Annotated in this window: 16 protein-coding genes and 1 pseudogene; 8 read left to right on the forward strand and 9 right to left on the reverse strand. The window is 67.2% G+C overall.

Annotated elements, in window-relative coordinates:
- Nucleotides 1-35 precede the first annotated feature (35 nt).
- The gene (locus H1R19_RS18860) at nt 36-824 is read right to left on the reverse strand and encodes an SDR family oxidoreductase (protein WP_188328887.1); all 789 of its coding nucleotides are present in this window, start codon (nt 822-824) and stop codon (nt 36-38) included.
- A gap of 91 nt (nt 825-915) precedes the next feature.
- Between H1R19_RS18860 and echA20 the strand changes: the two genes are divergently transcribed.
- From echA20 to H1R19_RS18880, 4 genes are read left to right on the forward strand one after another with little or no spacing between them, the layout of a single operon-like run.
- The gene (gene echA20 / locus H1R19_RS18865; protein WP_188328888.1) at nt 916-1,713 is read left to right on the forward strand and encodes a (7aS)-7a-methyl-1,5-dioxo-2,3,5,6,7,7a-hexahydro-1H-indene-carboxyl-CoA hydrolase; all 798 of its coding nucleotides are present in this window, start codon (nt 916-918) and stop codon (nt 1,711-1,713) included.
- A gap of 1 nt (nt 1,714) precedes the next feature.
- On the forward strand, nt 1,715-2,608 hold the full coding sequence (locus H1R19_RS18870; protein ID WP_188328889.1) for a CoA transferase subunit A: 894 nt from the start codon (nt 1,715-1,717) through the stop codon (nt 2,606-2,608).
- Nucleotides 2,605-3,384, forward strand: coding sequence for a CoA-transferase subunit beta (locus tag H1R19_RS18875; RefSeq protein WP_188328890.1), 780 nt, complete (start codon nt 2,605-2,607; stop codon nt 3,382-3,384). Before H1R19_RS18870 ends, H1R19_RS18875 begins: the two co-directional genes overlap by 4 nt.
- Nucleotides 3,381-4,496, forward strand: a complete 1,116-nt coding sequence (locus H1R19_RS18880) for an NAD(P)H-dependent flavin oxidoreductase (RefSeq protein ID WP_188328891.1) — start codon at nt 3,381-3,383, stop codon at nt 4,494-4,496. The genes H1R19_RS18875 and H1R19_RS18880 overlap by 4 nt, the downstream gene beginning before the upstream one ends.
- Nucleotides 4,497-4,573: 77 nt before the next feature.
- Here H1R19_RS18880 and H1R19_RS18885 read toward each other — a convergent pair whose 3' ends face one another.
- The 7 genes from H1R19_RS18885 to H1R19_RS18915 form a co-directional block, all read right to left on the reverse strand.
- Entirely contained in the window at nt 4,574-6,304 is a 1,731-nt protein-coding gene (locus tag H1R19_RS18885) for an ABC transporter ATP-binding protein (protein ID WP_219849804.1), read from the reverse strand.
- Nucleotides 6,301-8,208, reverse strand: coding sequence for an ABC transporter ATP-binding protein (locus tag H1R19_RS18890; RefSeq protein WP_219849805.1), 1,908 nt, complete (start codon nt 8,206-8,208; stop codon nt 6,301-6,303). The genes H1R19_RS18885 and H1R19_RS18890 overlap by 4 nt, the downstream gene beginning before the upstream one ends.
- A gap of 90 nt (nt 8,209-8,298) precedes the next feature.
- On the reverse strand, nt 8,299-8,931 hold the full coding sequence (locus H1R19_RS18895; RefSeq protein WP_223204986.1) for a TetR/AcrR family transcriptional regulator: 633 nt from the start codon (nt 8,929-8,931) through the stop codon (nt 8,299-8,301).
- 85 nt (nt 8,932-9,016) lie between these two features.
- Nucleotides 9,017-10,546 carry an aldehyde dehydrogenase family protein gene (locus H1R19_RS18900; RefSeq protein WP_188328895.1) on the reverse strand — a complete coding sequence of 510 codons (1,530 nt, stop codon included), beginning with the start codon at nt 10,544-10,546 and terminating at the stop codon, nt 9,017-9,019.
- A gap of 287 nt (nt 10,547-10,833) precedes the next feature.
- Nucleotides 10,834-11,991, reverse strand: coding sequence for an acetyl-CoA C-acetyltransferase (locus H1R19_RS18905; protein WP_188328896.1), 1,158 nt, complete (start codon nt 11,989-11,991; stop codon nt 10,834-10,836).
- A gap of 41 nt (nt 11,992-12,032) precedes the next feature.
- Nucleotides 12,033-12,866: an SDR family oxidoreductase gene (locus tag H1R19_RS18910; protein ID WP_219849806.1), complete on the reverse strand. Its 834-nt coding sequence runs from the start codon at nt 12,864-12,866 to the stop codon at nt 12,033-12,035.
- Nucleotide 12,867: 1 nt separating this feature from the next.
- The gene (locus tag H1R19_RS18915) at nt 12,868-14,127 is read right to left on the reverse strand and encodes an acyl-CoA dehydrogenase family protein (RefSeq protein ID WP_188328898.1); all 1,260 of its coding nucleotides are present in this window, start codon (nt 14,125-14,127) and stop codon (nt 12,868-12,870) included.
- 42 nt (nt 14,128-14,169) lie between these two features.
- Between H1R19_RS18915 and H1R19_RS18920 the strand changes: the two genes are divergently transcribed.
- The 4 genes and pseudogenes from H1R19_RS18920 to H1R19_RS23305 all read left to right on the forward strand — a co-directional run bounded on the left by H1R19_RS18920 (nt 14,170) and on the right by H1R19_RS23305 (nt 17,719).
- A complete protein-coding gene (locus tag H1R19_RS18920) occupies nt 14,170-15,789 on the forward strand; it encodes a FadD3 family acyl-CoA ligase (protein ID WP_188328899.1) in 1,620 nt (539 codons plus the stop codon).
- A 118-nt stretch (nt 15,790-15,907) separates the two neighbouring features.
- Nucleotides 15,908-16,468, forward strand: a complete 561-nt coding sequence (locus tag H1R19_RS18925) for a hypothetical protein (RefSeq protein ID WP_244970755.1) — start codon at nt 15,908-15,910, stop codon at nt 16,466-16,468.
- A gap of 77 nt (nt 16,469-16,545) precedes the next feature.
- A pseudogene (locus H1R19_RS23300) lies at nt 16,546-17,193 on the forward strand (helix-turn-helix domain-containing protein); the annotation flags it as partial.
- Between the two features lie 16 nt (nt 17,194-17,209).
- A complete protein-coding gene (locus H1R19_RS23305) occupies nt 17,210-17,719 on the forward strand; it encodes a transposase (RefSeq protein ID WP_244970756.1) in 510 nt (169 codons plus the stop codon).
- Between the two features lie 87 nt (nt 17,720-17,806).
- Here H1R19_RS23305 and lysS read toward each other — a convergent pair whose 3' ends face one another.
- Nucleotides 17,807-19,417, reverse strand: a complete 1,611-nt coding sequence (gene lysS / locus H1R19_RS18935; RefSeq protein ID WP_188331154.1) for a lysine--tRNA ligase — start codon at nt 19,415-19,417, stop codon at nt 17,807-17,809.
- Nucleotides 19,418-19,468 lie beyond the last annotated feature (51 nt).

The following is a 19,468-nucleotide window of genomic DNA, read 5'->3' on the forward strand; positions in this document are numbered from 1 at the left end:
CTTCGAGACCTGGGGAACTCAAAACCTGGGGGAATTCAGACTGCGTTACCGGCGGTCGCGGCGTCGAGGAATGCCGGTTTCTCACCGCCGCCGTGCACCGTGAGCGTGGAACCGCTGATGTAACCCGCGAGCGGCGACAACAGGAATGCCACCGCGTTACCGACGTCGACCGGTGTCGCCATCCTGCCCATCGGGATGGTCTCGCCGACGGCGGCGACCCCGGCGTCGTCGCCGTAGTGCAGGTGCGACTGTTCGGTCATCACCGGCCCGGCCACCACCGAGTTGACCCGCACCTTCGGCGCCCACTCGACGGCCAGCGAGGTCATCAGGTTGTCGAGGCCGGCCTTGGCCGCGCCGTACGCCGACGTCCCGGGCGACGGCCGGTGACCGCTGACACTCGAGACGTTGACGATGGCCCCACCCTCGGGCTGGCACTGCATGCGGGCGTTGGCCGCCCGGGCCACCGCGAGTGGAGCCAGCAGGTTGAGGTCGACGATCTTGCTCGCGAACCGCACCGAGGCATCGGCGGCCAGCGCGAACGGCGAGCCGCCCGCATTGTTGACCACGCCGTCGATACGTCCGGCGCGATCGATGATCTCGGAGATCATCGCCTCGACAGCGGCGGCGTCGCGGACGTCGCAGGACACGAAATCGACCTCGCGGAGATCCTCGGCGAGGTTGTCGGCACTACGTCCGCAGATGACCGGCCGGGCGCCCAGCGAGCCGAGCACGCGCGTGATGCCGGCCCCCACTCCGCGTGCACCACCGGTGACCAGCACGACCTTCCCTACCAGGCCCAGCTCTGCCTGTGACTGCGTCTGCATGGGTGCTACCCTACCAAACAACCAAGCACTTGCTTGGTCCGCGTTCGGAGGCCACTCTCGGCCACCGAGCAGCCCCACGAGAGGAGCCCGCGTGCCGATCACCACGACACGTTCCGAATCCGGGATCGTGACGGTCACCGTCGACTATCCGCCGGTCAACGCACTGCCGTCGGCCGCATGGTTCGAACTCGCCGACGCCATCACCGCGGCCGGCCAGGACCCGACCACCCATGTGGTGGTCCTGCGCGCCGAGGGACGCGGATTCAACGCAGGCGTCGACATCAAGGAGATGCAGGCCACCGACGGCTTCGACGCATTGATCGGCGCCAACCGCGGATGCGCTGCCGCCTTCAGTGCGGTTTATGACTGTGCGGTCCCGGTTGTCGTCGCCGTCAACGGTTTCTGCGTGGGCGGCGGCATCGGCCTGGTCGGCAACGCCGACGTCATCGTCGCCTCCGACGACGCGGTCTTCGGCCTGCCCGAGGTGGACCGCGGAGCGCTCGGAGCCGCAACACATCTCGCGCGCCTGGTGCCGCAGCACATGATGCGCACGCTCTACTTCACCGCCAAGAACGTGACCGCCCAGCAGCTCGAGCACTTCGGATCGGTCTACCGCGTCGTGCCACGAGAAGAACTGCTCGACGCCGCCCTCGAGGTCGCCGAGGCGATCGCCGCCAAGGACACCAGGGTGATCCGGGCGGCCAAGGAAGCCATCAACCACATCGACCCGATCGATGTGAAGGCCAGCTACCGCCTCGAACAGGGTTTCACCTTCGAACTGAACCTGGCCGGCGTCGCCGACGAGCATCGCGATGCCTTCGTCTCCACCGGAAAACCGCTCGCCTCGAATGCTTCTGGTCCGAATTCTGCCAACGGAGGACACGCCTGACATGCCAACCGACAAGACAAGCACCTTCGACGAGGTCGTCGCCGAGCTGCGCGACGGCATGACCATCGGCATCGGCGGCTGGGGATCGCGGCGCAAGCCGATGGCCCTCATCCGCGCCATCGCACGCTCGGAGGTCAAGGACCTCACGGTGGTGACCTACGGCGGCCCCGACCTCGGATTGCTCTGTGCCGCAGGAAAGGTACGCCGCGCCTACTACGGATTCGTGTCCCTCGACTCCGCCCCGTTCTACGATCCGTGGTTCGCCAAGGCACGCACCAACGGTGAGATCGAGGTGCGCGAGATGGACGAGGGCATGGTCAAGTGCGGCCTCGAGGCCGCCGCGGCCCGCCTGCCCTTCCTACCGATCCGGGCCGGACTCGGCTCCGACGTCCTGAAGTTCTGGGAAGGCGAGCTCAAGACCGTGGAGTCGCCCTACCCCGACGCCGACGGCCGGACCCAGACACTGGTGGCGATGCCCGCGTTGAAGCTCGACGCCGCATTCGTCCACCTCGACCTTGCCGACGCCCACGGCAACGCCGCCTACACCGGCGTCGACCCGTACTTCGACGACCTCTACTGCGCGGCCGCCGAACGTCGATACGTCGAGACCGATCAGCTCGTGTCGACCGAGGTGCTGGTCAAAACCGTTCCGCACCAGCGTCTGCTGCTCAACCGCATGAACGTCGACCGGGTCGTGCACGCACCCAACGGTGCGCACTTCACCTTCGCGGGTGACTACGGCCGCGACGAGAAGTTCCAGCAGTTCTATGTCGCCAGCGCCAAGGAGCCCGACACCTGGGAGGCGTTCTCACGCAGGTTCCTCCAGGTCGACGAGGAGACATACCAGCGCGAAGTGACCGCGTGGCAGGCCGAGCAGAAGGAGAACGACCAGTGAGCACCGCCGAGACCCAGACGCAGGCCGAACCCGTCGAAGCCACTCGCGCCGAATACTGCGTGATCTCCTGCGCCGACATCTTCGCCGGCGCGGGCGAGATCATGGCGTCGCCGATGGCACCGGTTCCCCTGCTCGGCGCTCGCCTCGCACGACTCACCACCGAGCCCGACCTGCTGATCACCGACGGTGAGGCGCTGATCTTCGCCGACACCCCGCCGATCGGCAAGACCGGACCGATCGAGGGCTGGATGCCGTTCCGCAAGGTCTTCGACGTCGTCGCGTCGGGCCGTCGCCATGTGGTGATGGGCGCCAACCAGATCGACCGGTACGGCAATCAGAACCTGTCGGCGTTCGGACCGCTGCAGAAGCCGACACGGCAGATGTTCGGCGTGCGCGGCGCGCCCGGCAACACCATCAACCACCCGACGAGCTACTGGGTGCCCCGCCACTCCGCACGGGTCTTCGGAGACACGGTCGACATCGTGTCCGGCGTCGGCTTCGACAAGGTCGATCCCGAGAACCCAGCCTTCGACGACCTGAACATCCATCGTGTCGTCACCAACCTCGGTGTGTTCGACTTCGGCGGCGAGGGCCACACGATGCGTGCGGTGTCACTGCATCCCGGCGTCACCGCCGACGAGGTCGCCGAGAACACGTCCTTCGAGGTGGCCGGACTTGCCGAGGCTCCCGAGACCCGGCAGCCGACCGCCGAGGAACTCACGTTGATCCGGGACGTGCTCGATCCCAAGGGCATTCGGAACAAGGAAGTTCGATGACCACCAGCCCCGCAGGCGCACAACCGAGTCCGGCCCGTGCGGCAGGACTCACGACACCGTTCACCGAGCTCGTCGGCATCGAGTACCCGATCGTGCAGACCGGCATGGGCTGGGTGTCCGGCCCGTCGTTGACCTCGGCGACGTCGAATGCCGGCGGCCTGGGAATTCTCGCCTCGGCGACGATGACCTTCGCCGAGCTCGAGACCGCCATCGCGAAGACGAAGTCGCTGACCGACAAGCCGTTCGGCGTCAACATGCGCGCCGACGCCACCGACGCACCGGAACGGATCGACCTGCTGATCCGCGAAGGGGTGAAGGTCGCGTCATTCGCGCTGGCCCCCAAACCGGAGCTCATCGCCAAGCTCAAGGACCACGGCATCGTCGTGATCCCGTCGATCGGTGCGGCCAAGCACGCGGTCAAGGTCGCCTCATGGGGTGCCGACGCGGTGATCGTGCAGGGCGGCGAAGGCGGCGGCCACACCGGACCCGTCGCCACCACGCTGTTGCTGCCGTCGGTGCTGGATGCGCTGGCGGCCAAGGGGATCGACATGCCCGTGGTCGCCGCAGGCGGATTCTTCGACGGTCGCGGTCTGGCCGCCTCGCTGGCATATGGAGCACAGGGCGTCGCCATGGGCACGCGCTTCCTGCTGACCTCCGACAGCGCCGTGCCCGACTCGGTCAAGCAGGAATACCTGGCGCGGGGACTCAACGACACCGTGGTCTCGGTGAAGGTCGACGGCATGCCGCACCGCGTACTGCGCACCCCGCTGGTGGAAGCGCTCGAGAGCGGCAGCCCGGTGAGGGCACTGGTCGCGGCCGCGCGAAATGCCAACGAGTTCAAGCAGATGACCGGCATGCACTGGAGCACCATGCTCAAAGACGGTCGCACGATGAAGAAGTCGGGCGAGCGTACGTGGCAGCAGGTCATCATGGCCGGCAACACCCCGATGCTGCTGAAAGCCGGTCTGGTCGACGGCGATACACGCGCAGGCGTGCTGGCGTCGGGTCAGGCCGTCGGCATGATCGAGGACCTGCCCAGCTGCGATGAGCTCATCCAGTCGATCATGACCCAGGCCCATGAACGGCTGAAGACGCTGGGGTCGCTGGGCTGACGCCCGCACTCTCGCACTGATCGATCCGTATGACGTTGTGCCCGCATCCCGGGCACAACGTCATACGCGTTTCACCCCTATGGCGTGAGCACCCAACCGGCCGCAGCGGTGCGCTGATTCCAGAACTCGGTGTAACGCCCACCGCGGGTGAGTAGTTCGTCGTGGGTGCCGATGTCGTCGACACCGCCCTGGTCGTCGAGCACGACGATCTGGTCGGCGGCGATCACCGTGGACAGCTTGTGCGCGATGACGAGCACGGTGCTGCGGTCGGCCAGGCGGCGGATCGACTCCGCGACATGGGATTCGTTCTCCGGGTCGAGCGCGCTGGTCGCCTCGTCGAAGAGCACGATCGGGGCATCCTTGAGGAGCGCACGTGCGATCGAGACACGTTGCCGCTCACCGCCGGACAGCGCAGAACCGCCTTCGCCGACCACGGTGTCCCAACCACTGGGCAGACGTTCGACGATGGAGGTGACACCCGCGGTCTCCGCGGCCGCGCGGATCTCGTCGTCGGTGGCGTCGGGCCGGCCGAGTTTGATGTTCTCCCACAGGGTGTCGTCGAAGAGGTAGACGTCCTGGAACACCTGGGACAACTGCCCCATCAGGGCGCCCGTCTCCTGCTCGCGGACGTCGACGCCGCCGACCTTCACGGCGCCGCCGTCGACATCGTAGAAGCGGGCGATGAGCCGGAAGATCGTCGACTTGCCCGAACCCGACGGCCCGACGAGCGCGGTCATCGTGCCCGGGCGTGCGCGCAGCGACACGTTGCGCAACACCTGCTGGGTGTCGTCGTAACCGAAAGCGACACCGTCGAGTTCGACGGCGCCGGGCTCGGTGATCGGTGTGGGCTGCTCCGGTGCGGGCATGCGGTCGGTGTCGAGGACACCGGTGATGCGGTTGATCTCGTCGGTCGACATGCGCAGCGTCGATCCGAGTTCGGCGAGTTCGCCGATGGGGCCGAAGAAGCGCGCCGCCAGGCCGAAGACCGCGACCAGCAGCGCCGGCTCGATGGAGCCGGACACCGCCAGCCACGCACCGAGCGCGAGCACGGCGCTGAACACGAGCTGCACCGACAACCCGTTGAGCAGGATGCCCAGGATCGACCGCCACAGCATCGACTTGCCCACGCGCGCCTGCTGTCCGAGAGCCTCGGCCAAGGGGGCGTGGGCGGAGTCGGCGTCGCCGAATGCACGCAACACGGCCTGGCAGCGGGCGAACTCCAGCACCCGATTGTTGACCTTGACGGCCTCGGCCCGCTTGCGGCCCTCGGCTTTCGAGAGGAACCGGCTGGACACCTTGCCGACATACATCAGGAGCAGCGTCCCGGCGACCATCAACAGCCCGATCCGCCAGTCGAAGAAGCAGATCCCGAGAACGACGACGACCGAACTGACCGTGTTCACCACGACCGGGGTGATGTAGTGCGCGCCGGTGCTGCCGACGAACATCGTGCCCTTGACCGCGATCTGGGAGACATCACCGATGCGGTCGCGGGTGAACCAGCCGAGCGGCAGGGTCACCATGTGGTCACCGAGACGGTGATGCAGCATCCGCATCGCATACAGCGCCATGGTCATGCCCTTGTGGGACTGGATGTACGCGCTGACCGCGCAGATGACGGTGAGAACCGCCAACGGCCACAACCACATCGCCGCGGCCGAGAGATCGCCGGTGAGCAGGTGTTTCACGATCGGCACCAACGTCAGCATCGCCAGGCCCTGCGCGACGCCGTAGACGACGACCCAGCTGAGGAAGACGACCATGCGGGCGCGTTCGGAGCCCAGGATCGTGTAGAAACCGCGGATCATCGTGTCACCTCGTTCGTCGCGGTGACCGCGCCGCGCGCGATCTCCTCGTCCCGTCGACTGGTTCCGGCCTCGTAGCTGGCCCACATCGTCGCGTACAGACCGCCGCGGGCGACCAGGTCGTCCTGACGGCCCTGTTCGACGACGCGACCGCGGTCGAGCACGACGATGTTGTCGGCGTGGGTGATCGAGCCCAGCCGGTGCGCGATGACGAGCACGGTGCGCCCTGCCATCAGGACACCGATCGCCTGCTGGATCTGGGCCTCCGACTCGGGATCGGCGAAGGCGGTCGCCTCGTCGAGCACCAGGATCGGGGGATCGGCCAGCAGTGCGCGGGCGATCGAGATCCGTTGCGCCTCACCGCCGGAGAAATGCGCGCCGTCGCCGACGACGGAGTCGTAGCCGTCCGGCAGTTCCAGGATGCGTTCGTGGATCTGCGCCGCACGGGCCGCGTCGTAGACCTGCTCGTCGGAGGCCTCGGGACGGCCGAGTCGGATGTTGTCGCGTACCGACATCGTCAGCAGCTGCACGTCCTGCAACACGAATCCCACGTGGCGGTAGAGCTCGCTCGTCGCGATGTCGCGGACATCGACCCCACCGATGCGCACGGCACCGGAGTCCGGATCGCCGAACCGCGGCAACAGGGTGGCGAGGGTCGACTTGCCGCTGCCCGACGGGCCCACGAGCGCGGTCACGGTGCCCTCGGCGAGTTCGACGCTGACGCCGTCGAGCGCCTTCACACCCGACGGCACGCCGAGGCGCGGCGGATAGGTGAAGTGCACGTTCTCGATCCGCACGTCGTGGCCCGCGGGCACCTGCGGCTTCTCCGGGACGGCCAGCTCGGGCTCGGCGAGCAGGCCGGCGATGCGCAACGCCGCCGCCGAGGCCTGCTGCCGGGTGTGCACGGCCGTCGACACGGTCAGCAGCGCGGTCGGCAGGACCATCGCGATCAGCGTCGAACCGACCAGTTCGATCGGCGTCACCCAGCCGGAGTCCACGAACCAGTAGCCGACGCCCAGATTGACCAGCAGGATCAGCGGTGCGCTGATCAACACCGTCGTGATGGCCTGGACGCGCAGCATCGGGCCCATGTATCCGGCGAAGTCGTCGTTGAACTCGTCGGCGGCATCGACGAAACGACGATGCGCCTTGCCCGTCTGCCCGAAGGTCTTCACCACGGCCACACCGGCGATGAACTCGACGATGGTGGCGCTGATACGCGCCACCCCCTTGTCCATCTTCTCCATCTCGGCGGTCAGGTCGCGCGCCATGTAGGAGTACGTCAGGGCGTAGAGCGGCACCGTGGCGACGGCCAGCAGACCGAGACGCCAGTCCAGGACGAAGCAGTAGACGAGCGCGAACAGCGGCGACAGGATCGCCGCGGTCGCCTCGACGGTCGCGTGCGCGACGAGATAGTGCAGATCGGCGACGTCGTTCTGCACCGACTTGCGGACCGCACCCGAACTCGTCCGGCTGAACCAGCCGAGCGGCAGCCGACCGAGCTTGTCGGCGATGCGGATTCGAAGTTGCGCCTGCAGGTCGAGGTCGGCGAAATGGGTGATCGCCAGGGCCAGGAAGCTGAAGGCGGCGCGCGCCGCGAGACCGGCGACGACCAGCCAGACGACCAGCCAGACCCGTCCGGAGTCGACCGGTCCCGGTTCCAGGAGGGCGCGGCCGAGCTCGACGATGCCGATGAACGGCACGACGGTGGCGGCCGAGGCGATGATCTGGACGAGCTGGGCGAGGGTGGTCCGCGTCTTCACCGGGGCGAGGACGTCGGCGAGAGCCGCGGCCTTCGCCTTGGCCTCCGCTCGAGCGGCGGTCCGGGCGGCTTTCGGATCGTCGGGGACACCCGCGGATTCCTGCGCTGATGTCGGTGCGGCCACATCGGTTCCGCCAATTGTCATATCCGCACAATAACGGCAGCCGGTCGAGTAAGGAAAGCTACCCTAACTCGCACCGGAATCCCATGAGGGAGAGACCCGGAGCGGCGGGCCTCAGCGCGGCAGGATGCCGTCGAGTACGACCGACAGGTACTGGTCGGCGATCAGCTCGACCGACATCGAACCGCCGGGGCGATACCACCGCACGGCGACCCAGACGGTGTCCCGCATGAACCGGTAGACGAGTTCGACGTCGAGGTCGGCACGGAACTCCCCGTCGTCGACGCCGCGCTGCAGCACCGACTGCCACAGCTTGCGGAACTCGGTGTTGCGCTCGGAGATGTAGGCGAACCGGTCCTGGCCGGCGAGGCGCTTGGCCTCGTCCTGATAGATCGCGACCGCGTTGCGCTCGGCGTCGATGGACTCGAACGACGCGATCACGAGCCCGCGGAGGGTGTCGGTCGCGGTGCGTCCGGCGCCGGCGATCTGCCGGTAGCGGGCGAAGAGGTCGTCGAGGAATCGTCGGAGGATCTCGTCGACCATCGACTCCTTGGAGTCGAAATGGTGATAGAGGCTGCCCGAGAGGATGCCTGCGGCGTCGGCGATGTCACGGACCGTCGTCGAGCGTAGGCCCTGTTCGGCGAACATCTGCGCGGCCGTCGCCAACAGCTCGTCGCGGCGCGATGAACGCGCCGGCGTTTGCGGCCCGGTAGCGGTCCGGGCTCGGGTCTGACCACGTGGTGACAAGCGCATCCTCCTGAGAGTGTGCACTCACCCTAACAAGCGCTTGGCCGGGACCGTCATCGACGATCCCGGCCAAGACCCCGCGAACCTAGGCGCCCAGGCGCTTGCGCACCTTCTTCATGGCGCGGGTGTTGAAGAACTTCCAGAGCTTGAGCTGGTTGTTCGTCATCTTCGTGTCCTTGGGCAGGAACGGCGGCGACATCATCTCGGCGACCGTGATCGGCAGCGTCGAGAAGGCGACCGCACGCGCGTGGCTGAAGGTCTCGAAGCCCGTCTTCCCGTGGTAACCGCCCATGCCGCTGCGTCCCACGCCGCCGAACGGCAGCTCACCGCTGAACAGGTGGATGGCGAAGTCGTTGCCGTTGATCGAGCCGCTGCGGGTGTTGTCGGCGAGCTTGGTGAACCGCTCGTTCTGGTCGCCGCACCAGTACATCGTCAGCGGATGCGGGTGCGAGCTGATGTGGCTGATGACCTCGGACAGTTCGCGGTAGGGATACACCGTCAGCACCGGACCGAAGACCTCGTCCTCCTCGATCTTCATGCCGGCCTTGACCCCGGTGAGCAGGGTCGGCGGGATCTTGCGGCGCTCGGCGTTCGGGAGCGGCTCGCCGCCCGGGATGACCTGACGCTTGGTGGCGCCGAGGCTCTCGGCGTCCTCGATCAGGCCGACGATGCGCTCGTAGTTCTTCTGGTTGATCGTCGAGGTGAACTGATCGTTGTCATAGATCGACGGGAAGTTCTTGGTCCACCGCGCGACGACCTTGTCGGTGAACTCGCCGAGCTTGGCCTCCGGGACGAAGACGTAGTCGGGGCACAGGCAGACCTGGCCGCCGTTGACCAGGCGGGCGTCGGCGAGCATGGTCGCGGCCTTGTCGATGTCGGCGTCGATGTCGACGACCGCCGGATTCTTGCCGCCGAGTTCGAGGGTCACCGGGATCAGGTTCTTGGCGGCCTCCTGGGCCACCGAGGCACCGACCTCGGGTGAGCCGGTGAAGAACATGTGGTCGACCTTGAGCTTGGCGAAGTCCGAACCCGAACCGTGCTTGGAGGTGACGACCGCGAGCTCTTCGATGGAGAAGTAGTTGGGTGCGTGCTTGGCGATGACGTCGGTGGTGCGCGCGGTGACCGAGGACGGGCGCATCAGGACACGGTTACCCGCGGCGAACGCCGAGCCCGCGGGCACGATGGTCAGCTGGAGCGGGAAGTTCCAGGGCCCCATGATGCCCACCACGCCGAGCGGGTCGTGGCGGACGCTCTGCTTGTAACCCAGCAGGCCCTGCACCTTGGCGAACTTGGACTCTTCCATCCAGTCCTTGACGCCGCGGCGCTGGTGGGCGAGGTCGATCATGCAGCCCGCGACGTCGGCGGCCAGCGACAGTTCACGCGGTCGTGAGCCGAAGTCCTCGGCCAGTGCGGCGGCGATCTCGTCGGCGTTGTCGAGCAGCAGGGCCGCCAGCCTGGTGATGCGGTCGATGCGGGTGTCGGCGTCGGGAATCCCGTCCCGCAGGAACGCGGCCCGCTGGATCTCGACCAGTTCGGTCAACGTGTGCGCTTCCGACGAGACGCCGCGCGTCGCGCCGGGCGCCCCGGTGCTGGTGTGTTCAGCGGGCTTGGTCATCGAGGTCCCCTCAAGGTAGTTCGTGGTGCAGTGTGATCATGCGACGTTGGAACAAAAATGTCCGCCTGTCCCACACCATAGTATGCGCCAGATCACACCGCACCGCGGGCAAGGCCGTAGTCCGAAGGGTACGACGACGGCACCGAAACGTCGAGGTCCCCCGTGCGGGAGACCTCGACGTGCGTTTTTCGGGTGTTCAGTTCTGAGAAGAGGTGCTCAGCCGAGCCGCTCGATGATGGTGACGTTGGCGGTCCCGCCGCCTTCACACCGCGGCTGACCGCCGCAGCTCAGCCCAGCCGCTCGATGATGGTGACGTTGGCGGTCCCGCCGCCCTCACACATCGTCTGGAGGCCGTAGCGGCCGCCGGTGCGTTCGAGTTCGTTGAGCAGGGTCGCGAAGAGCTTGGCTCCGGTCGCGCCGAGGGGGTGACCCAGCGCGATGGCGCCGCCGTTGGGGTTGACCTTCGCCGGGTCTGCGCCGGTCTCTTTCAGCCAGGCCAGTACGACTGGCGCGAACGCCTCGTTGATCTCCACGACGTCGATGTCGTCGATGGACATGCCGGTCTTGTCCAGGGCGTATTTGGTGGCCGGGATGGGTGCCGACAGCATCATGACGGGGTCGTCGCCGCGCACCGACATGTGGTGGATCCGGGCGCGCGGGGTGAGACCGTACTCTTTCAGCGCCCGCTCGGATACGACGAGTGTGGCCGCCGATCCGTCGGAGATCTGTGAGGCGACCGCGGCCGTGAGGCGCGATCCCTCGGCGAGCGGCTGCAGCCCGGCCATCTTCTCCATCGAGGTCTCGCGGGGGCATTCGTCGACGACGCAGTCTCCGAGCGGGATGTTCTCGTTGTCGAAGCGACCGGCGGCGATGGCGGCGCGGGCACGCTCATGTGACTGCAGCGCCCAGCGTTCCATGTCCTCCCGACTGATGTCCCACTTGTCGGCCATCATGCCCGCGCCGACGAACTGGGACACCTCGGCATCCCCGAAGCGCTTGCGCCAACCGGTGGATTCGGCGGTGGGAGTGGTGAATCCGAACTCCTGGCCGGCGATCATGGCCTGCGAGATGGGGATGGCGCTCATGTTCTGCACGCCACCGGCGACGACGACGTCCTGCGTGCCGCTCATGACGCCCTGCGCGGCGAAGTGGATGGCCTGCTGGCTGGACCCGCACTGACGGTCCACGGTGGTGCCCGGGATGTCCAGGGGCAGCCCCGCAGCCAGCCATGCGGTGCGCGCGATGTTGCCCGCCTGCGGGCCGATGGCGTCGACGCAACCGAAGACCACGTCGTCGACGACATTCGGGTCGATCCCGGTGCGCTCGACGAGCGCGGAGATGATGTGTGCGCCGAGGTCGGCGGGGTGGGTTTTGGCGAGCGAGCCGTTGCGCTTGCCGACGGGGGTGCGGATGGCGTCGACGATGTAGGCCTGCGGCGTGGTCATGGGGACTCCTTCAAGTGGATGGTGCCGGCGGGCAACCGGTTTCAGGCTCGCTGACTGGAGATCGAGACGACCTCGCCGGTCAGGTAGGTGGTGTAGTCGCTGGCCAGCATCGCGACGGTCGCGGCGACCTCCCAGACCTCGGCGGCCCGGCCGTAGGCTTCCTTGGCGGCCAGCTCGTCGAGCAGGTCGTCGCTGGTGACCTTCGCGAGGAACGGGTGTTTGGCGATCGACGGCGCGATCGCGTTGATGCGGACGCCGACGTCGGCGGCTTCGATTGCCGAACAACGGGTCAGTGCCATCACCCCGGCCTTGGCCGCGGCGTAATGCGCCTGTCCGCGCTGGGCACGCCACCCGAGGACCGAGGCGTTGTTGACGATCACGCCGTTGTGCTCGACCGACCCGAAGTACCGGAGTGCGGCCCGGGTGGCGCGGAAGGTACCGGTCAACGTGATGTCGAGGACGCGATCCCATTCCTCGTCGGTCATCTCGGCGACCGGTGTCTCACCGCCGAGGCCGGCGTTGTTGACCAGCACGTCGATGCGCCCGAGTTCGGTTGCGGCATCGGCGATCAGCGCGTCGACCTCGGCGGTCACCTGCACGTTGCAGGTGCGCTGGGTGACGGTCCGTTCGGGGAATTCCGCGGACAGCTTGGCGGCGGCCTCCCCGAGGCGTCGTTCGTGCCAGTCGCTGATCAGGACGTCGGCGCCTTCGAGCAGAGCGCGCCGCGCCGAGGCGAAGCCGATTCCGGTGCCGGCCGCCGCGGTGACCACCACCTTCTTGCCGAGCAGCAGGTTGTGCCCGGGCGTCTCGGCCGGCGGGGTGGCCAGCGGGGAGATCACTCGCGAATCTGCTGTGCCCAGATCGGTGGGGGTCATGTCAGCGTGCCTCTCGGGGAAGGCCGAGCACTCGCTCGGCGATGATGTTGCGCTGTACCTCGTTCGAGCCGCCGTAGATCGTGTCGGCACGGGTGAACAGGTAGAGCCGTTGCCATTCGTCGAGTTCGACGTGTTCGGGGTCGGCGATGTCGTTGACCTTGCCCTCGGCGGTCGCGGCCGGACCGATCAGCGACGGTGCCCCGACGACGTCCATCGCCAGTTCGCCGAGATCGCGATGCCAGTTGGCCCACAACAGCTTCGACACCGACGCAGCGCCTGCTTGCGATGTCACGTCGCCGTCCAGCGTCCGTTGTGCGTGTGCCCGCATGACTTTCAGCCCGATGTCGGCACGGGCGAGCCTCGAGGCGAGTTCGGGATCGTCGAGGGCACCGTTGCCGCGTGCGACGTCCACGAGATTGTCCAGTTCACGAGCGAAGCCGACCTGCTGGCCCAGCGTGGACACGCCGCGTTCGAACTGCAACAGACCCATAGCGACCTTCCAGCCGTCGCCGGGTTCGCCGACGATCAGGTCGGCGTCGGTCTGCGCGTCGTCGAAGAAGACCTCGTTGAATTCGGAAGTGCCGGTGAGCTGTTGGATCGGCCGGACGGTGATCCCGGGTTGGTCGAGCGGCACGAGCAGGAAACTCAGGCCCGCATGCCTCTGCGAACCCTGCTCGGTCCGGGCGATCACGAACACCCATTGCGCGACGTGCGCGAGCGAGGTCCAGATCTTCTGTCCGTTGATGACCCATTTGCCGTCGTCGAGACGGGCCGATGTCGAGACGCCTGCCAGGTCGGAGCCGGCCCCGGGCTCGGAGTAGCCCTGCGACCACAACTCGGTGACGTCGACGATGTGCGGGAGGAAACGCTTCTTCTGCTCGGCGGTCCCGAACTCGATGAGCGTCGGCCCGAGCAGTTCCTCCCCCAGGTGGTTCACGCGGGCGGGGGCATTCGCGCGGGCGTATTCGCGATGGAAGATGATCCGCTGCTCGAGAGTCGCGCCGCGCCCGCCGTATTCGGTCGGCCAGCCGATGCAGGTCCACCCGGCCCGCGCGAGGTGACGGTCCCATTCGAGACGTTCGGCAAAGAACTCGTGTTCACTGCCGGGACCGCCACGGCCCTTCAGGGAGGCGAAATCGCCGGCCAGGTTCTCGTCGAGCCAGGTACGCACGGCCGCTGCGAACACGGCTGCGGAATCGGGCGTCGTCTTCGCCCATTCGCCCAGGTCGACGGCACGATCGGCGAGATTGATCGAGGTCATGTGCGCTAGCATAACGCACCAAGCAAGTGCTAGGTTGGGCGCATGGCGCAGACCTCCCTGCTCGGGAAACTCTCCGCGATCACGACTCCGGCCGCACTGCAGCATGCCGCGCACAGCTGGCCCGACCGTATCGCCCTCATCGACGGTCAGTGGCACCCTTCGTCACATCCGACGCCCGAATCGACACCGAAGCTCGAATCGACACCGAAGCTCGAATTGACGTGGGCGCAGTTCCACGACGCCGTCCGCGCCTTCGCCGGCGCGCTCGTGGCTTCGGGGATCGAGGCCGGCGACCGGATCGCGGTCTGGTCACCCAACAGCTACCACTGGCCGATCGCCGCACTCGGCGTCCACTACGCCGGGGCGACGCTCGTCCCCCTGAACACGCGGTACACCGCAGGCGAGGCGGTCGAGATCATCGAGCGTTCCGGCGCCGAGGGCGTCGTCGTCTCGGGTGAGTTCCTCGGTGCCGATCACGCCGCCGAGTTGCTGCGGGACCACCGGGGGTCGATGCCGGACCTGGTGGTGCGGGTGCCGTTGTCGCAGTCGGCGCCGGCGCCGGAAGGAGCGGTGGACTGGCCCGACTTCCTCGAACGTGGGACCGCGGAGTCCTTGGCCGAGGCGGATCGTCGAGCCGCGGCGGTGTCCCCCGACGACATCTCCGACATCCTCTTCACCTCGGGCACCACCGGAAAGTCCAAGGGTGTCCTGGCGACCCACCGTCAGACCGTCACCGGCTCGCACGGCTGGGGCGCCAACGCGGGCCTGCATCCCGGTGACCGCTACCTGATGGTCAATCCGTACTTCCACACGTTCGGCTACAAGGCGGGCATCCTGCCGTGCGTCCTGTTCGGCGTCGCGATGCTGCCGCTGGCCGTGTACTCGCCTCAGCAGGCGATGAAGCTCGTGTCCGACGAGGGCGCGACCGTCTTCCCCGGTGCGCCGACGATCTTCCAGACCATCCTCGACGACCCCCAACGCGCCGACCACGACCTGTCCACGCTGCGCATCGTCATCACCGGCGCGGCGATCGTGCCGGTCGTCCTCGTCGAACGTCTTCAGAAAGACCTGGGTGTCGACACCGTCATCACGGCGTACGGCCTCACCGAGGCGAGCGGGTTCGTCTCCACGTGCACCGCGGAGGACGACGACGAGACCGTCGCCAACACCTGCGGACGGGCGTTCCCGGGTATGGAGATCAAACTCTCCGACGACGGCGAGGTGCTCGCCCGCGGCGACATGGTGATGGTCGGCTACCTCGACGACCCGGAGTCCACCGCGCAGACCATCGATGCCGACGGCTGGCTCCACACCGGAGACATCGGGACGCTGGACGAACGCGGCAATCTCACGATCACCGATCGCCTCAAGGACATGTACATCTCCGGCGGGTTCAACGTGTACCCCGCCGAGGTCGAGCAGACCCTCGCCCGGCTCGAGGGCGTCACCGAATCGGCCGTCATCGGCGTCCCCGACGCCCGGCTCGGCGAGGTGGGACGTGCTTATCTGACGCTCCGTGAGGGCACCGACCTCGACGAGGAGACGGTCATCGCCTACGCCAAGCAGCACCTCGCGAACTTCAAGGTCCCGCGGTCGGTGGTGTTCGTCGAGGAGTTCCCGCGCAACGCCGCGGGCAAGATCCTCAAGCGCAACCTCACCTAGCGGGATTTCGTAGCGACAATGCGCGCCATATGCGCACTGTCGCTACGGATCGCGAGGCGGGAACCGGTTTCGCGTCCGAACCGGCTAGTGGGTCCGGATCGCTCGCGGTGTGTTCCGGGTGGCGGACCGGACCGTCGACGACCGGATGAGGATGCGGATGGCGGTACTCCGCACCGGCCCCGATGCAGCGCTCGCCGGCGGAGCCGCCGCGTGGTGGCACGGGCTTGTCCCGAAGGCTCCCGGCGTGCCCGTTGTGGTGGCACCCCACGGCCGGAACGGGACGCTCGTCGAGGGCGCGAAGGTCTGGCACCGCACTGTCGATCCCAGGGATCTCACCGAGGTCGACGGATTGTCCGTGACCGCTCTCGACCTGACCGTCCTCGACGCGTCGGTCGAGCTGGGCGTCAAGGTGATGGACAACGCACTGCTGAACAAGACGGTGACCATCTCGACACTCGACACCGTCCAGCGTCGTAATGCCGGGCGTCGTGGATCGCCGCGTGCGCGGGCGATGCTCGGGCGATGTCGTCGCGAACGGCTGGCTCGTCCTGCGGTTCACCTGGCAGGACGTCACCACCCGCCCGGCGTGGGTGCTGGCACAGATCCGGACGGCCGTACGTCGGAAATCCGTAGCGTGAATGCGGAAATAGCGCGCTGTTCTGATCCGGGACATCGCTGACAGGTGATGTCTCGGGACATCGCTGACACCTGAGCAGGGCGTGGCCAGCATGGTTCATGGCCCAGAAGGTGACGGTGATGGACGTTCGTGCAGCTACGGCGTTGGCGGGTGGAATCGAGAACGTGGCCGAGTTCTGTCGGGAGCAGAACATCAGCCGGCAGACGTTCTACAAGTGGCGGCGCCGCTTCGTCGCTGATGGGCTGGCCGGGCTCGAACCACGGTCGCGCCGACCGCACACAGAGCCGGGGCGTGTGGGTGGCGACGTCGAGGCGCTGGTGATCGCCACGCGGACGCGTTTGCAGTCCGCGGGCCTGGATCACGGGCCGCAGTCGATTGTGTGGACGTTGCAGCGTGAGGGTGCCGATTCGGTGCCCTCACGCTCAACCGTATGGCGAATTCTGCACCGGCACGGGCTAATTGTTGCCGAGCCGGCCAAACGGCCGAAGTCGTCGATGCGGCGGTTCTGCTACGAGCGCCCCAACGAGTTGTGGCAGTCGGACTGGACCGAGTGGCACCTCAGCGACGGCACCTCGGTAGCGATCGCGGGCACAATCGATGACCACTCCCGGTATCTGTGCGCGCTGGCCCCCGACACCGGTGACGCCACCACCACACTGGTGTGGCAGGTGATGCTCGCCGGCATCACCGAATGTGGTGTTCCGTCGATGTCGTTGACTGACAACGGATTTGTGTACACCGGTAAGCATCGTGGATTCGAAACACCGCTGGAGAAGAATCTGCGTGCGCTGGGTACCCGGACCATCAACTCCCGCCCGTATCACCCACAGACCTGCGGCAAGATCGAGCGGTTCTGGCACACTCAAACGCTGGCTGAACACCCAACCGGCACCGGCGACCGTCGGCGACCTCAACGAGATGCTCGACCGATTCCGCGGCTATTACAACCACAGTCGACCCCATCGTGCGCTACGTGGTGCGACTCCGGCCGAGGCGTTCCATGCCACCGAACACGCCCGGCCGGTCGACCGGCCGTTACCAGCACCAGTGTTCACCACCCGCCAACAGGTCAACCCCAAGCAAGGCAAAATCACTGTGGGCCCCTACTTCGTCCAGGTCGGCAACCGGTGGGGTGGACACACCCTCGACGCCATCTGCGACGACAACCACATCGTCATCTTCAGCGGCACCACCATTGTGCGTGAGTTCGACGCCGACCCCACTCGCCGCTACCAAGGCCAGCGTCGAACCCCCGGCACCCATGGCAAACGACAACCACTTCCGGCAGCATGACTGTCAGCGATGTCCCGAGACAAAAGTGTCAGCGATGACCCGAGACACCACAGCGGAAATAGCGCGCACTATCGCTACGAAATCCCGTCAGGTGCGGGGCTTCACCAGTGGGAACAGGATCGTCTCGCGGATGCCGAGGCCGGTGAGAGCCATCAGCAGACGGTCGATACCCATGCCGGTGCCCGTGGTCGGTGGCATGCCGTACTCCATCGCGGTGAGGAACTCCTCGTCGAGGACCATGGCCTCGTCGTCGCCGGCGGCCGCCAGTCGGGCCTGGTCGACGAAGCGCTCGCGCTGGATGACCGGGTCGATGAGCTCGGAGTAGCCGGTCGCCAGCTCGAAACCGCGCACGTACAGGTCCCACTTCTCTACGACGCCGGTGACCGAGCGGTGCGCGCGGACCAGCGGCGAGGTCTCGACCGGGAAGTCGCGGACGAACACCGGCTGGTCGAGCTTCTGACCGACCATGTGCTCCCACAGCTCTTCGACGAGCTTGCCGTGGCCGTAACCCTTGTCCTTCGGGATCTCCAGACCGACCCGCGCCGCGATGGCGAGCAGTTGCTCGACGCTGGTCTCGCCGTCGGCGCCTGCGGGGACGATGTCCTCGCCGAGCGCCTCCGACAGCGAGGGGTACATCTCGAGCGTGGTCCACTCACCCGACAGGTCGTAGGTGGAACCGTCGGGCATGGTCGGGGTCTGCGTACCGAGCGCCGCCTGCGAAACCTCTTGCACCAGTTCGCGGATCATACGAGCGGAGTCGTCGTAGGTGCCGTAGGCCTGGTAGGTCTCGAGCATCGCGAACTCGGGCGAATGGGTGGAGTCGGCGCCCTCGTTGCGGAAGTTGCGGTTGATCTCGAAGACCTGCTCGATGCCGCCCACCACGCACCGCTTGAGGAACAGTTCGGGCGCGATGCGCAGGAACAGGTCCATGTCGAAGGCGTTGGAGTGGGTCACGAACGGACGCGCCGCGGCACCGCCGTGCAGGGTCTGGAGCATCGGGGTCTCGACCTCGAGGAAGCCCCGACGGTCCAGCGCCGCACGGAGTTCGGCGATCACCTTGATCCTCGTGCGCGCGATGCTGCGCGCCTCGGGGCGCATGATGAGGTCGACGTAGCGCTGGCGGACCCGCGTCTCCTCGTTCATGTCCTTGTGCGCCACCGGCAACGGGCGCAACGACTTCGACGCCATCTGCCAGTCGTCGGCCATGACCGACAGTTCGCCGGTGCGCGAGCTGATGACCTCTCCGGAGATGAACACGATGTCGCCGAGGTCCACGTCGGACTTCCAGCGGCCCAACGCTTCTTCGCCGACTCCGTTGAAGCTGACCATCGCCTGCAACTGGGTGCCGTCGCCCTCCTGGAGGGTGGCGAAGCACAGTTTGCCCTTGTTGCGCAGGAAGATCACGCGCCCGCTGACCCCGACATGCCGGCCGGTCTCGGTGCCCGCCTCGAGGTCGGGGTAGGCGGCCCGGATCTCGCCGAGGCTGTGGGTGCGGGGAATCGAGACCGGGTACGCCTCGCGCCCCTCCGCCAGGATGCGCTCACGCTTCTCGCGGCGGATGCGCAGCTGCTCGGGGGTCTGCTCGTCGGCGACGTCGGTGTTCCGGCCGGGGGCGTCGGCGTTGCGGCCGGAGGCGTCGGTCGGGGCGCTGCTGGTCGGGCTGTCACTCACCACACGCACCCTATCGGTGCCGGTCACCGACTCCCAACTCGCCGCACGGGCTGTGACGGCGGAAACAGTCGGTGTTCG

The sequence above is a fragment of the Gordonia jinghuaiqii genome (genome assembly GCF_014041935.1).
Classification (GTDB): domain Bacteria; phylum Actinomycetota; class Actinomycetes; order Mycobacteriales; family Mycobacteriaceae; genus Gordonia; species Gordonia jinghuaiqii.

What these genes read in the sequence shown, in the direction of transcription:
- H1R19_RS18860 (WP_188328887.1), bottom strand. Translation starts at nt 824, where the DNA reads ATGCAGACGCAGTCACAGGCAGAGCTGGGCCTGGTAGGGAAGGTCGTG.
- H1R19_RS18870 (WP_188328889.1), top strand. Translation starts at nt 1,715, where the DNA reads ATGCCAACCGACAAGACAAGCACCTTCGACGAGGTCGTCGCCGAGCTG.
- H1R19_RS18880 (WP_188328891.1), top strand. Translation starts at nt 3,381, where the DNA reads ATGACCACCAGCCCCGCAGGCGCACAACCGAGTCCGGCCCGTGCGGCA.
- H1R19_RS18885 (WP_219849804.1), bottom strand. Translation starts at nt 6,304, where the DNA reads ATGATCCGCGGTTTCTACACGATCCTGGGCTCCGAACGCGCCCGCATG.
- H1R19_RS18890 (WP_219849805.1), bottom strand. Translation starts at nt 8,208, where the DNA reads ATGACAATTGGCGGAACCGATGTGGCCGCACCGACATCAGCGCAGGAA.
- H1R19_RS18900 (WP_188328895.1), bottom strand. Translation starts at nt 10,546, where the DNA reads ATGACCAAGCCCGCTGAACACACCAGCACCGGGGCGCCCGGCGCGACG.
- H1R19_RS18905 (WP_188328896.1), bottom strand. Translation starts at nt 11,991, where the DNA reads ATGACCACGCCGCAGGCCTACATCGTCGACGCCATCCGCACCCCCGTC.
- H1R19_RS18910 (WP_219849806.1), bottom strand. Translation starts at nt 12,866, where the DNA reads ATGACCCCCACCGATCTGGGCACAGCAGATTCGCGAGTGATCTCCCCG.
- H1R19_RS18915 (WP_188328898.1), bottom strand. Translation starts at nt 14,127, where the DNA reads ATGACCTCGATCAATCTCGCCGATCGTGCCGTCGACCTGGGCGAATGG.
- H1R19_RS18920 (WP_188328899.1), top strand. Translation starts at nt 14,170, where the DNA reads ATGGCGCAGACCTCCCTGCTCGGGAAACTCTCCGCGATCACGACTCCG.